Source organism: Pedobacter sp. V48, assembly GCF_000523515.1.
Lineage (GTDB): Bacteria > Bacteroidota > Bacteroidia > Sphingobacteriales > Sphingobacteriaceae > Pedobacter.
On record NZ_AWRU01000015.1, the window covers coordinates 101,430 to 116,136 of the forward strand.

General features: G+C 39.0%; 11 protein-coding genes. 6 read left to right on the forward strand and 5 right to left on the reverse strand.

Going from position 1 to position 14,707, the window contains the following annotated elements:
* Positions 1-9 precede the first annotated feature (9 nt).
* Positions 10-1,266 (reverse strand): M20 family metallopeptidase, encoded by a 1,257-nt coding sequence (locus tag N824_RS14740; RefSeq protein WP_048905918.1) that lies wholly within the window; start codon positions 1,264-1,266, stop codon positions 10-12.
* Positions 1,267-1,391: 125 nt separating this feature from the next.
* Between N824_RS14740 and N824_RS14745 the strand changes: the two genes are divergently transcribed.
* Positions 1,392-1,895: a GNAT family N-acetyltransferase gene (locus N824_RS14745; RefSeq protein WP_048905919.1), complete on the forward strand. Its 504-nt coding sequence runs from the start codon at positions 1,392-1,394 to the stop codon at positions 1,893-1,895.
* Here N824_RS14745 and N824_RS14750 read toward each other — a convergent pair.
* Entirely contained in the window at positions 1,835-3,013 is a 1,179-nt protein-coding gene (locus tag N824_RS14750) for a hypothetical protein (protein ID WP_235207137.1), read from the reverse strand. The genes N824_RS14745 and N824_RS14750 overlap by 61 nt on opposite strands.
* A 226-nt stretch (positions 3,014-3,239) precedes the next feature.
* Between N824_RS14750 and N824_RS14755 the strand changes: the two genes are divergently transcribed.
* From N824_RS14755 to N824_RS14765, 3 genes are all read left to right on the forward strand, one after another.
* A complete protein-coding gene (locus N824_RS14755) occupies positions 3,240-9,338 on the forward strand; it encodes an MG2 domain-containing protein (protein WP_048905921.1) in 6,099 nt (2,032 codons plus the stop codon).
* 8 nt (positions 9,339-9,346) lie between these two features.
* Positions 9,347-9,682 (forward strand): TfoX/Sxy family protein, encoded by a 336-nt coding sequence (locus N824_RS14760; RefSeq protein WP_048905922.1) that lies wholly within the window; start codon positions 9,347-9,349, stop codon positions 9,680-9,682.
* A gap of 127 nt (positions 9,683-9,809) precedes the next feature.
* Complete coding sequence (locus N824_RS14765) at positions 9,810-10,196, forward strand: hypothetical protein (protein WP_235207138.1); 387 nt, start codon at positions 9,810-9,812, stop codon at positions 10,194-10,196.
* 44 nt (positions 10,197-10,240) lie between these two features.
* On the opposite strand, the gene N824_RS14770 is transcribed toward N824_RS14765, so the two are convergent.
* The 3 genes from N824_RS14770 to N824_RS14780 all read right to left on the reverse strand — a co-directional run bounded on the left by N824_RS14770 (position 10,241) and on the right by N824_RS14780 (position 11,735).
* On the reverse strand, positions 10,241-10,648 hold the full coding sequence (locus N824_RS14770) for a VOC family protein (protein ID WP_048905924.1): 408 nt from the start codon (positions 10,646-10,648) through the stop codon (positions 10,241-10,243).
* Positions 10,649-10,775: 127 nt separating this feature from the next.
* Positions 10,776-10,958, reverse strand: coding sequence for a hypothetical protein (locus N824_RS30290; RefSeq protein ID WP_152542303.1), 183 nt, complete (start codon positions 10,956-10,958; stop codon positions 10,776-10,778).
* 255 nt (positions 10,959-11,213) lie between these two features.
* Complete coding sequence (locus N824_RS14780; RefSeq protein ID WP_048905926.1) at positions 11,214-11,735, reverse strand: helix-turn-helix domain-containing protein; 522 nt, start codon at positions 11,733-11,735, stop codon at positions 11,214-11,216.
* A 334-nt stretch (positions 11,736-12,069) separates the two neighbouring features.
* Here N824_RS14780 and N824_RS14785 point away from each other — a divergent pair, with 334 nt between their 5' ends.
* Both N824_RS14785 and N824_RS33160 read left to right on the forward strand, forming a co-directional pair.
* A complete protein-coding gene (locus tag N824_RS14785) occupies positions 12,070-12,876 on the forward strand; it encodes a sigma factor-like helix-turn-helix DNA-binding protein (RefSeq protein WP_161662325.1) in 807 nt (268 codons plus the stop codon).
* Positions 12,877-13,648: 772 nt separating this feature from the next.
* Positions 13,649-13,978, forward strand: coding sequence for a hypothetical protein (locus tag N824_RS33160; protein ID WP_200869886.1), 330 nt, complete (start codon positions 13,649-13,651; stop codon positions 13,976-13,978).
* The last annotated feature ends 729 nt before the right edge of the window (positions 13,979-14,707 follow it).

A 14,707-nucleotide genomic window follows, 5' to 3' on the forward strand; every position in this document is an offset into this window, starting at 1 on the left:
GATTGTATTCTATTTTCCTTTTTGGTGTAATTTTTTATCGTTTAGTCTTTCGATAATTAAGGATGAAAAACTCCTGACACCAATTTTTATGCTTTCTTCATCAACTTTAAAGTTAGGTGCATGGTTCATTGCCACAATTCCTTTTTCAATATTAGAACCGCATAAGAAAAAATAAACACCTGGCACTTTTTGCTGAAAGTAGGCAAAGTCATCATTAAAATAAGGAACCTGGCCATAATCCGGCAGAACGAAATTGTCTCCATAGATTCCATTAAGTGTCCTTATTGCACTTTTGGTCAATTTTTCCGCATTAACTATAGTTGGATTTTCCTGTAAAAATGAAATAGTAAGCAGTTTATCTTTATATTTTTCTTCTCCAAGTAATTGTTCAATTTTCGGTATGATTTTTTGGATATTCTTTTGATTTGTCTCGTATAAATACGTTTCTAAAAAAAGCTCGTCCTTTTCTGAATAGATATTAAATTTCTCATCCACAATCATGTAGTCCTTAAAAATCGTATTCGGATTCATCAATCCTATTTTACGGTCAGTCATATGTTGTATTTCCCAGGGCTTACTGTTGCTTTGTGAACGAGATAATGAACTGTATATTTTCCTGGTAAGCCCTTTAACCTCTTCTTTGGATAACTCGTTTTTCAGTTTAATTCTTATTCGCTTTTGATAGGCAAACATTTCATTTGGTTTTACCATAATTTGCCCCACAGGCAATGCAGTTACATGCAAACTATAAATTTCATCAGGGTTGATTATCGAAAACAAGCCTTGTTCAATCATTTTTTTTGCTCCAACAAATGTTTCTTCTTCCGGTTGAAATATAAAATATACTGTTCCATTTATTGATGCTTTGTTTTTTGCAAGTATTTCCGCTATTCCTAATCCAATTGCTATATGTACATCATGGCCACAACCATGCTGCCCATTTGGTAAAGCATCCATTTCAGCTCTCCATGCTATCTTCTTTCCTTTTTTTTCTCCGTTTAGAATGCCTATAACACTATGCCCGTAAGTATCTGTTTTAACTTCAATGCCTAAGTCCAGTAAATATTTCTTTATGATTTCCTGAGTACGTTTTTCATTTCCAGCCAATTCAGGGTTTGCATGAATATCTCTTCTGATTTTCACTAACTTATCATAAATTCTATCAGTTTCAACGCTAACCAATTTATGAGTTAAAGCCTCTTTTTTGTTTTGTGAGTACCCGCTAAGGGTTATTAATAATAAGAACAACAGAAGCTGTATTTTCATGTTTAAATGTTTGGTTTTACAAATTAGATATAATATCGATCTATTAGTTACCGATATATCATAGTTTATTTCCCTCTTCATTGTGAGTTGTATAGACGCATATTTTTAACAAACTTTGCATTACTATGGAATACGTTTTTAGAAAAGCAACATTAAATGATTTGCCCCAAATATGGGTGATTCTGCAAAAAGCAATCCTGCGCAGAAAAGAAGATGGCAGTAACCAATGGCAGGATGGTTATCCAAACCCTACAGTAATTGAAAATGACATAGCTAAGGGAGCTGGTTTTGTAATGGCCGATGGAGATACCATTACTGGCTATTGTGCAATTCTAATTAACGACGAACCTGCCTATGCAGAAATAAAAGGAAAATGGTTAACCAATGGCGATTTTGTTGTATTTCACAGAGTCGCAATTTCCGAAGACTATCTTGGCAAAGGCTTATCGGGAAAGATGCTGAACTTCATTGAAGATTTCGCGCAAAAAAACAACATACATAGCGTTAAAGCCGATACCAACTTTGATAACGGAGCCATGAAACATGTTTTTGAAAAGGCAGGCTACATTTACTGTGGCGAAGTATTTTTTAGAGGCAGTTCCAGATTGGCTTTCGAAAAGGAGCTCTGAGCATCTCCTACCCATTTGTATTTGTAAATGGTGCTCTGCTCCTGCCCGTCTTTGTCTTTCTTATTGTGCGAGATATAAAACAACCCGTCGCCTAGCGGACATAAACCTGTTGCTCCCCATTCAAAACGCCAGCCTCTTATACCCGTATTTGCATCTTTTGGCCCTGCCTGCAATAAAGAAAGGGTTTTAACTTTTATCTTCTCCTTACCAGATGATATTTGGGCGTTAGTAGGCTTTTGATGAGCATCAATTACAAACAAGTCGTAATTCGGAAACTGCGTTTTGGCACCCTTGTATACCGCGGCAAAAAAGTTTCCGGAATAATCATCATAAGCCAGATTCTGAATCCCATAGCGGGTGCTGCCAGTTTTTACAAAGTATTTATCCAAAGGTTTTTCCGGTCCCGAATGGTGTAACTTATCCTGCGACAACTGCTGTCCGTATTTGTTCCAGTTGGCGATATCGTACTTTAATAAAACCTGATGGTCATTGTCGTCTCTGTCGGTATCACCGTAAACACCATACGCAACATACAAGTACTTTTTACTGGTATCAGAACTTCCTATTGCCGGGGCAAAAGCAACACCATCAATTCCGGAACAAGCAAACCTGTGTGGCTTTTTATCATTACCTATCTGTACGCTGTCTTCGTAATCTTTTACTGCTTCCCTTATATAAACAGTACGTAGCAAATCTTCTTTCTCTGCACTCATATCAGGACGAACAATGCGCGAACCATCAAATATGGCGATATAGAAGCCATTTTCATTGTTGTTTTGTACCCCTAATGATTTCCTTATGCCTTTACCAATAGCATCATTTTTATACTCAAGCGAACCATATATCTTTCCGTCGGATGTATTAAAATCCAGATCGCCAAGGTGTCCTACAAAACCGGTCACACTGCCTATCAGTTTTCCCGAAAAATCCATCTTGATCAGCCTATCTGTAAAAGAAAAATACACATATCCGTTGGCTTTATCTACGGCAACACCTTGCACATGCATCTTCCCCTGTTTTCCTGAATAAATTGAATCTGGTAAGCTTGTTGTATTTTGAGATCGAGCACTCAATGCCAGGATTATAAAAAAGATGGGTAGCAGGAATATTTTTTTCATATGAATCGAAGATATTATAATTTTTCAATCCGTTCTTAAAAAGACTTGAGCTCACCTCGTCATCCCGAGGAAACGATGGATCTCTTGATTATGTCAATTAATTCGCATCAACTTCATGATCAAGAGATCTCTCCTAACGTCGAGATGACGACAATGAAGTTTTTATACTATGTAAAAGTGAATTTCAAATCACTAAATTGCATTACACAAAATTAATGTTTCTCTCATGCGCCTTATCCTAGCCTGTATACTGTTCACTTTTTTCAATACATCAACAGCATTTGCCCAAATCTTCGAACTCAATGATGACTGGTCAAATATTGAAAATTCCATAAGAACAAAAACCCAACTGGAAGAAACGCTTAAAGCCGTCAACGCAAAAAAAGAAGAATCTGTCCGGAACAACAATGATATTGCTTTAGTGCGATGCTTGTATTATACCATGCTCATCAAGGACTTAAAAACTGAAGACAGTCTGTATTTCAGGAACAGCGCTTTTATTGATAGTTTACTCATCAGCAAAAAGTCATCAACTTTACTAAAAACTGCAATGCACCTCATGCAGGCGCGCAGGGTACTTTTGTTTGAGCTCAAGCGGTTAAAATTTCGGCCCAGCACCTACGAAACAAAGAACCTCCAACCTAATTATGGTGCAATGAATGTGTCGCAGCGCGACAGCATTGTAAGGTTTCATTTCAAAGAAGCATTACGGCTCAGTAGCTCAGCCATAACGGCTAAAAACGTAGATATCTCATGGCTCTCCTCCAATGCCGATAAGTTATTGTTTAAAGCCGACCTTACAGACATTGCCCTTGCCGAGCGCATTGGCTTCGAAGCAGGAAAAACCAACGAATTAAAGCTGTCCGATCAAGATATTCAGACACTTATAGCATCTGAGCCCAAAGGATTTCAACAAGCCTTGCAATCGTCACTAGATACCGCCAAAATCCATTCAAATTTGATGGATACTTATGCATTATGGATGCGAAAACACAATTCGAAACCCGAAGAACTGCAATACATTCAGATGCTTATCAAATATTATTTCTATTCCCGAATGCCCAATATCTTGTCGGACGCGTGGATAGCTTACCTCCAAAAAAACCTATCCTCTCCTTTCAACACTGTACAAGCCTCAGCTACTTTCTACTTGTTTCAGTATCAGTATTACAAGGGAATCAAATACGGACAAAGATTTGAGCCTCAATACAAAGGCTACCTTAAACAGGCGGTACAATTGTATCAGCAGCATCAAAACGTTGTAAATGAGTTTCCAGGGTATAAAAAAACACTGGAAACCTTGCTTAAAAAGATTAAAAATCAAGAGATCAATGTTCAGGTGACAGATCGCCAGATGACGGAAGCACCAATCATGCTAACAGCCAGGTATAGGGGTATACAAAAAATCTATTACCGAATCGTTAAAATTGGTATCAAAGAGAAAATTCCGAACTTAAAAACAGAACGAATAGAAGTCCTGCTCAACCGCTCTGCTATCCGCGATTCCAGCTTCCTCTTACCTGCCGGAACTGATGATTTCGACAAACATGCGCTCTACTTAAAGCTCGAAAGTTTGCCAATCGGCACCTATAATGTAGTTTTCTCACCTTCCGAGATTAAAACTACAGCCAAGCTGAGCCAGATGGAATACATTCAATTTCAGGTATCTGATCTGGCTGTTGTGAATACCAGAGATCAGTTTATCGTGTTGAACAGAAAAACGGGTTTCCCGATGAGTGGCGTAAAAGCAGTAGCAACAGAACAGGTTAGCACCAATTTTAAGGGTTTTGTGCCCATAAAAAAAACCTCCACTTCAAAAGAATTCATGTTCGTTTCTGGCAAAGATACCCTAATGCACGATTTTAATAAAGCAAAGGATAACCTGCCTCGGGAGATATACAATACCGACGATTATGATGATCTGGAAGAGTTCTATGACGACCAGGCAAAATTGCAAATTTATACCGACAGAGGAATTTATCGCCCGGGGCAGCGTGTACAGTATAAAGTCATTATGCTCACCAGAGATCCCTCAACGGGTCAAAACATCGTCTTCAGTAAAGCAAATAAGTATCTCCAGCGCTGGTTGGCAGAAAATAAACCCCTACTAGAATTAAAAGACCCTAACTACAGAACGGTTGATTCTATAAAGCTTATCCCTGATGATTATGGAAGCTTTTCGGGTTCTTTCCTTATTCCAAAAAATGCGATGACCGGGCAATGGTCTATTAATGGCGATGAAATTGATGGCGATAATGGTTATTTTAAGGTTGAGGAATACAAACGGCCAACAATGGAAATAACTATGGAAAAACCTGTCGATGCCCCATTGCCAGGCGATCCTTTTGAGCTAAAGCTTAAAGTGAAGTCGCTAAGCGGTGCAGATCTTAACCATGTAAAAATTGCTTACCAGATAATAAGAGAGTCTAACTATTTTGGAAATGCCCCATATATCAATCCCATAGTAACGGATACGCTCGGTTATACCGATGAAAAGGGCTTGCTGGTGATAAAAGTAAATGATGTAAACCTGCCGAAAAAAAATCCTTTTCCCGATAAGGAATGGGCTATCACTTACAGGTTATCAGCCATGGCCACAGAAGCCACTGGCGAAACCACCAGCCAGGATAACACATTCAGCGTATCTTCATGGCCAGTCAAGATCAACATTCCGGCAGTAGATCAGTACGATAGAAAAGACTTTCCAAAGCTAAGCATCACTGCAAAAACAGAAAACAGCAAGTTCAAACCTAAGGAAATTCACATTAGCATTTTTCAGAATATTATAGTGCCCGATACCACTCGTAGTGAAATTGTAGATCAATGGCAGTACACTAAAGATCAATTAAAAGCATGGTTCCCAAACGAGGAAATCCTTAAAAGGACAAGCTTGGAAAAGAAATCAATCTTTGAAAAAACAATACCAATAGACAGTACCGTTCAGTTTCAATTAGACAAAACCTTGCTTAAAGCCGGCAAGTATGAATTCGTTGCAACTACAACCCAATCGGGTAAAACATCGGGTCTTACCAGCACCAATTTTGATGTATTCGATACTGAGCAAAGAGCTACTCCCGGTAATTTAGAAGACTTTAACTACCTGTCCATCAATACTGCCAAACCCGGCGATAAAATAGATTATCAAACTGCTACTATAGACAGCGCCTATGTGGTGTATGGGCTAACTTACTATGTGCGCCAAAAGCAGAGCATTGCGGTAAAAACTACTTACCAGACACAATATCAGGCTAAGGGAATGCAGGCGTATACTTTCACGGTACCAAAAGATGCATTAGAATCATTGGTGCTCACAAAAGCTTATGTACTAAACAATAAACTATATATAAATGACCAAAACATTTATCTAGTCCCTCCTACTTCGGCAAAGCCAGAAATTATCATAGAAAAATACAGGAAAGTGCTGGCCCCTGGTACAAAAGAAACTTTTACCGTATCGGTAAAAACAGCCGAAGCAAATATTGCGGCACAACTGATGACGGGAATGTACGATGCCGCACTAGACAAACTTGCTTCCCATCAATGGAACATACCAAACAACCGTTACTTTAGCGGTTACTTGTATGGTGGTTGGAGTCAAACAATCAATAACAGTAGGCCTTATTATCACTATTGGCCAGGTAATAACGAATACAATAATCAAAGCGAATTCATAAATGAATATGAAGGCGATATTATGTTGCAGCAACTAAGAGGCCGAGTACCTGGATTGGCAGCACCTTCAGTGAGCTTTGCAAGCTTAGAAGATGGTCAGCTGAATGAGCTTGTAGTAAGGGGCTATAACACAGCCGACGTAGTGAGGTATGCCACTACGGGCAGCGCGATTTACATAAGGGGTACAAATTCTCTTGTTCAGAATGCGCAGCCTCTAATTATAGTAGACGGTGTTCCATTTTCCGGATCATTAAATGATTTTAATGCCGCTTCCATAACCGAAGCTATGGTATTAAAAGGTGCCGATGCCACAGCTATCTATGGCTCAAAAGCTGCAAATGGCGTCCTGATTATTAGCACGAAAGGAAAAATCATACTGCCGGGAACCCCAGAGCCACAGCCAATGGCGCGTAAAGATTTCAGCGAAACAGCATTCTTTTATCCAAAATTATACGCTGATAAAAACGGACTATATACCTTTAGTTTTACCATGCCTCAAACAGCAACCGCATGGAACTGGAAGCTAATGGCACATACAAAAAGCGGGCTATTTGCATATGCAGAGCGAAAACTAAATACGCGTCTGGACCTGATGGTTCAACCTAACATGCCACGCCTGCTATATCAGGGCGATGAGATCGTATTAAAAAGCAGGATCAGCAATCTGGATAGTGCAACTATGGATGTAAAACTTAGCTGTAAAATAGAAGATGCCGTTACGGGTGAAGACCTGACTGCAAAAATACTGAAAGAGCCTGCCTTTAAAATAGTTAAAGTAGCCGGAAAGGTAACTGAAACAGCAGGTTTTGCTTTTAAAGTGCCCGAAGGACAGCTGAACCCATTAACAATAGTAACCACTGTAAATGGAGGCGGACTGGCAGATGCCGAAGAACACACTTTGCCGATACTGCCCAAAAAAGTGTTTATGCGTAAGCAAGTGCCTCTTGTATTTTCAAAGAAAGACAGTTTGATACAAGCTCCTAAGCTACCAGACGATGCAGATTTATATGGCCTTAGTCTCTATGCAGATGCCAAGCCACAAGCAGCCTTAGTCAACTCATTACCATTTTTAGTCTATTATTCATTTAATTGTTCTGAACAGGTATTTAATAAACTCTATGCCAGAGTAACCGCAAATCAGCTGATGCGTAATGAGCCCGAACTTGCAAAATCATTTAAAATGCGTTCACCGGATGCCATTTCAGATACTACTGAACGCAAACTTCCGGATGAACTTGCAGAAGTAGCCATGCCTTGGTTAAATCTGGCAAACCAAACCGCTAAGCAGCAAAAACAATTGTATCAGGTTCTCGATACCATAAGCAACAAATCTATAATTTCCGAACATCTAAATAAGTTGTATTCCATGCAAGATTTCTATGGCGCGCTTCCCTGGTTTGAAGGTGGAAAAAGCAATATTTGGATATCTAATTATGTCCTAAGAGGATTTGGAAAACTAAATCAGCAGGGATGGCAATCGAACGATTATCAAAGGCATTCAATTTTCATCAAGAGATTAATTACATATACAGATTCTTTATTCGCTACAAATGGTACAGATGTCAACCTTTTTTCTGCCTACTCCCGGTCATTCTGGAAAACGGAGTATCCCCTTAATCCCGGTGTTATCAAAAAAATAACTACCACGCTCGAACTTGCCGAAAAAGACATAAATAGTCGGCGGTTATATGATCAGGCGTTATGGATCATTGTTTCATTAAAATATACAACTCCAGATCACCCGATCTATAAAAAGGCCCTTGCCCAATTGAATAACATACAACAACGCGCAATAAACGACGAACGCAATGGAATGCGCTGGAAAGAAATTTCAGATGGTGATGATTTGAGCCATTCAAAAGAAGAAACCATTGCAATTCTTTATGAGGCCTTTACGCAGGCCGGGCAAAATACAAAGATTGCTGATGGGTTAAGCAAATGGATGATGTCGGCCAAGCAAGATTACAGTTGGCGCACAACCACGGGTACTGCTGCAGCTATCGAGATGCTTAAGGAGTCGGCCACAATAAAGGCCAGTTTTGTGCCAGATTCTGTTTCCGCTCAAGTTGATAATCAGCAGATGAATAGTTCAAATGGTCTTCTGGCTGGTCAGCGCAACCAATTTATCAGTCTTAACAAGGTATCTCCGGTTACGGTGTCAGCAAACAGCACGGTTAGCGGTGGCATTACATGGCATTATTTCAGTGCCGAAGGGCAGACAGATAATGCTAATAATAAGGTAAAACTGAAAAAAACTTTATTTAATTATGATCAGCAGAAAAATGTCTGGGTTCCACTTTCAGATAACCCTCTTTTAAAAATCGGTGAAAAGATAAAAATTGTCTTAACGGTAGAAACAGCAGTAAGCTTGCGCTTTGTACAACTGGAAGATAAGCGTGCAGGTGTGTTCGAACCTCTGGATGGTAGTAGCGGTCAGCAATATCAGGATGGCACAAATTATTACAGGTCTGTAAGAGATGCTGGTCAGCAGTTATTTATAGATCTACTGCCCTCAGGCAGAACTGAGTTTAGCTATGAAGTGACTGTTACGCAAGAAGGAACTTTTAAAAACGGAGCAGCTATGCTTCAATGTCTTTATAATCCGGGGGTAACGGCATACAGTAATGCAATGACAATTATTTCCAAACCCTAATATACACTATGGCATCAGATCAGAAATTTGTTGATTTTATTGTTGATCAAATACAAGGAGCAGGAACGATCAGCAGCAGGAAAATGTTTGGAGAATACGGCCTTTATGCAGACCAAAAGATCTTTGCTTTGGTTTGTGACAACAAGCTGTTTATTAAACCCACAGAAGCTGGAAAGCAGTTTATAGGAGACGTAGTAGAAGCCCCTCCTTATCCTGGAGCGAAACCCAGCTTTCTGATCGAAGAACAAATAGAAGACCGGGAATGGATTAGTGAGCTGGTAAGGATTACAGCTGCAGCACTTCCAGAGCCTAAGCCTAAAAAGTCCGGGAGCAAAAAGAAATAAGTAATTAATAGAATATTGCTATTTTACTATCATCAAATTATAGCTCTTTATTATGTACTTTAAAACCGTTCATTTTCCTCCAAACTTAAATCACACTCAAGTAGAAACTGCCCTAAGAAAAGCATCAATGAAAGAAACCATGTCTCTTGATTTTAAATTTAAGAGTGTCGACATCGGTACCGACAAAATATTTTGGGGACTTGAAGACAAAAAGGGCTTAAAATTTACCAGAATCAAAACATCCTTTGAGTTCTTTCTGCCTAAACTTATTATTAGTCTTTCAAAAGATCCCTCTGTAAATCATTACAGAATTAGACCTGGTTCAGTATCAATTGCAATCATTGGCCTGCTGGCATTTGGAACCTTTATTGGTCTCATCGGAATACTAAGAGGCAAAACTAATATTGAATCATTTATACCTTTCCTGCTGATGATTATTATTTATGTATTAATATTTCTATTTGAGCTCAAACTAACTAATTCAAGAGTAGTAAAGGCATTATATCAGATATAATATATTTTAAACGCTGCCCGCCGCAATTGGGCAGCGCTTAAATACTATTTCAGTGAATGAAAACCAATCTGGTTACCTTCAGTATCTTCAGCGACACCACAGAAACCATATTCTCCAAGAGACATTTTTTCGGCAATCACCTTACCTCCTGCTGCTGTCACTCTTGAAAGCTCAACTGTGCAGTCATCAGCATGAAAATAAACCAATGTGCCTCCCTGACCTGGCTTGCTCATACTAGATTTACACAATGTACCGCTGCTCCCTGGGGCCATCATATCTGCGGGGAATGCGAGCATTTCAAAGTAACAAGGATCATCTTTGTCAACTTTCATATTCTCAGGCGTTGGTAGTTCAGATAATTGAACCTGCAATACCGCCTCATAGAATTTCTTAGCTCTGGCCAGATCGTTTACACTGATTTCTGTCCAGACAAATGGGTTTTTAACTGTCATGATTCTAAGTTTTATAATGGATTATTTCCATTAACACTAAGATCCTAAAATATAGCTTCAAAGATGAGGGGCAACTATGACAAATGAGCGGGTAAATTGTGTCAATATCTGAATCTGTTCTATATGCCTAATACTCATACCAGGCAATAATTTTACCAATTGCTTTTGCTCTATACCATTGCGCTACAAGGAAGCCTGCTACAGCAACAAAAAACACCCAATTATTATACTTAATGTCCGAATAAATAAATGGACTGCTTACAATTACCCATTCCAGGAATAATTTTCTTAGCAAGTACTTCCTATTCATGTTTAGCAAGATCAAATCCAAAATAAACATGATCGTTATAAAGCCTAGCCAGAAATAAAATCCAAAGACAATAATTCCAATAAAACTACCGAGGAATCCCCATATCAATGAATTGCCTAAATCATTAAATGTAGAAACTTGGCTCAAGGCGGTTATAATACCATAGATGTAAACCGCAGTAAAGATCCCAAGTAAATTAATCCAATTTGTCCGAAAAAACATGAACTTTAAATCCATAATATTAAAGTTATCAAATTAGTTCCTTTTCAGGATAATGGAATAAGTATTTGTATTTCCTTTACTTTCATGTTTCTTGATCACAATAATACCAGTCATCCTCTTTAAAGCGATCTGGATGGAATTCCCACTAAAAACCCAACCTTTATCAGCAAAAAATTTAGTTATTTGCCTTATTTCTTTAGGCTCTTTTAAGAATTGGCTATTCAGTAAACTATATTTAATGCAGTATACTAAAGTCGGTTGCTGATTTAAAATAACACCGACAGTCACGTCCTCCTCATACACTCTAATGAGCTTCTCTCTATAATTATCGGGTAACGAAAAATTCATTTTACTTAAATCTGATAGATTAAACTTAGTAAAATCAATAATTCCATCTAATAGATTTAAGCGATACCCTGTAGAACCTGCCTCAATTTTAATCAGACTTGCACGTGATACGCCTACTAGAATCGAAAAATCCTTTTGTGACAATCCAATTGATTCGCGAATTGACTTGATATTTTTGCCAACGATTGCTGTAGATACTTTTGCCATCCGACAAATTGAAACTTACAAATCGTAACATTTTGACTTTTTTATTTGCTATTTTGATACAATTTATGTAAAATTGTGTAATGAGTTACTAACTCAAGTGATTTTAAACTAAGGCATTAGATAAAGAGTCTCGACTACAAATTCCGACAATTTGCATTCAAAACGAGACGATAGATTAATGCCCGTAGTAATATGCGTACTTTTGTACCGCTATAGTGCTATGGGCTCTGTCGTTATTCCGTTTTTGAAGGTGTCGGAACCTTGTAGTGCGGAAGATAGAGCCCACTATAGCATAGCTCTAAATACCCGCGAAGACTCGTATAAAATACGAGCTATGAAATACAACAGATTAACTGAAAACCAACATTATTTCGACAAATTCAGTCAGGGTGATGAAAAAGGCTTTGAATACTTTTACAATTGCCTCTACCCCTCCTTGTTTTATAAAAGAATGCGGTACATTAAAGATGACACCAATGCAGCCTGCATTGTGAGCGAAGCATTTCTACGCCTCTGGCTAATCAGGAACAGCATCACCAACCCCAACCATATCGAAACCTTTCTCCGTGATACCACATTCGATGCCTGCAAAGCCTATTACAGAACCTCTAAACACAATTTCCAGCGGAATATGCTCAGGCTTGATGAGATCGAAAATTACCAGGAATTCATAGGAGGCTATGATCCTGAAGAGGAATTAGATCAAGATGACATCCTCTATCAGGAAGAACTTGATGACCACTTAAAACTCCAGTGGCAGCAAGTTGAGGCAGTCATCGCCAATCTGACTGAAAATCAGCAACTGTTTATCAAACTCTGTCTAAAATACGCTTTCAACTATGAGCGCATTGCCTGGCATATTGGTGGCATTTCTGATTATCAGGTAGCCAGAACGGTTGAAAAAACACTGGAAACCTTAAAGTCCATCCTGACCAGTTCACAAAAACTGGAGGTTACGGGCAAAACCCACAAGTTCAAGTTCGAAGGTGACCTCTGTGAAGAGCAATCCAGGGTCCTGCATATGCGCTATGAACTCCAATACAGCTTTGAAGAGATTGCCAGGCTATTGAATTTAAGTCAGCAGCACATTCAACGAACCTTCGCTCAGGCTTGCACCAAAATCAAAAGAATCAAAAAATAAGCTATGGAAAAAGATACCATGATCCTAACCCGTAAGATCCAGCTGCTGATTGATTCCGAAGATAAGGAAGTCGTCAAAGCCGCAAAAGATCAGCTTTATAGCTGGCAGCGGATTTGTTTCCGTGCAGCCAACATGATCATGAGCCACCATTTCGTCCAGGAACAGGTCAAAGATTTTTTCTATTTGACAGAAGAAATCAAACTTAAAATCGCTGATGAAAAGAAAGAGGAAAACGGTATTTTAAATTCCTCCCGGCAAAACACCACCTACCGGCTGCTCTCCAATCATTTTAAAGGACAGATTCCAACAAATATTCTAAGTTATTTGAACAACACCCTGATTCCTTCTTTTAACAAGGAAAAGGTGGCCTATTGGAAAGGTGAAAAGTCGCTCAGGAATTATAAAAAGAATATCCCTTTGCCTTTCGGGGCGGAAGTGATTTCAAAGCTTAGCCATACGTCCGATGGACGTAATTTTTGCTTTAGATTATTTCAGATTCCATTCAGAACTTATTTGGGTAAAGACAGATCAGATAAAAAAATCTTGTTGAACAGAGTACTGAACGGCACGCTAAAACTCCGGTCAAGTCAGATCCAGCTGGATCAGGGTAAAATCTTTTTGCTGGCAGCCATTCAGATCGAAAAGGAACAACATCGTTTGGATACCTCTGTTATTRCTGARSSAYTYYTNAYCTWTYSAAYASSCCGTTACCGTTAAAATTGGCAGCCATGAACACACCATTGGCAACAAGGAAGAGTTCCTACACCGGAGATTGGCCATACAGGCGGCGATCTACCGGGTAAAGAAGGCGGTTACCTTCAATCGGGGTGGCCACGGCCGCAAGCGAAAAAGAAAATCTCTGGAAGATTATCAACATCAGGAAAGAAACTATATTGATTATAAACTCCATGTGTATAGCCGCATGCTGATAGACCTGTGTGTAAAGCATGAGGCGGCAACCCTTATCCTTGTCAACCAGGAACTAAAGGAAGAAATAGCCAAGGATGATCAATTTTTATTGCGAAACTGGAGTTATTACAGCCTGAAAGAAAAAATTGCCTATAAAGCCGACAGGGCAGGCATTCAGCTAGTAGTTGAGTAGAGGTGTCAGGCCTGTGCTTGATGTTGATAGGGTTAGTTCTTTGAGAAGAAGATATTTAATATGGAGGCTGCTTGCACAGCCATAGGGTGAGGGTACTTTAACACTCACTGAATTGTTTAAGTAGAAATGTCTATTAGTTGGCATCACCTATCTTGAAAGCAATATGCAATGCTCTATTGTAAGTCCGTTTCAGAAATGCATGTCCTCTGGGCATGACAAAATGTAGATCCTGGTAATTGATTAGATCCTGGGTTGATAGATATGCCATCCGGGAAGATTTTATCTCTTTTCGAATGCCACGGAATACCAGGCTGTTTGTATAGAAATAAGAGGCTGCTTGTACAGCCATAGGGTGAGACTAAAACTGTGCTCACTAAGTTCCTGGCAGCATTTGGCAGTACCATTGCCTGCTCCATCGCGAACATACCATGCCCGGGTAGCTTATTTCAAATCCCCTTAGATATATGGATCAGAAAAAAAATTAGCATCAGAGGTTGCTTGTACAGCCATAGGGTGAGACAAAATGGACTCACTAAGTTTAAAAGATAATACAACCAACATGGGCTCTATTATATTCTTGAAAGTTAGACTGTCGCGGTGCCAGATTCAATTTAATATGATTTCAAATTAGAATGATTGTTTCAATAGAAACATTTGAGGCTGCTTGTACAGCCTTAGGGCTAGGCAAATTATGCACTCGCTAAATTTAATTATAAATACAACCAATGG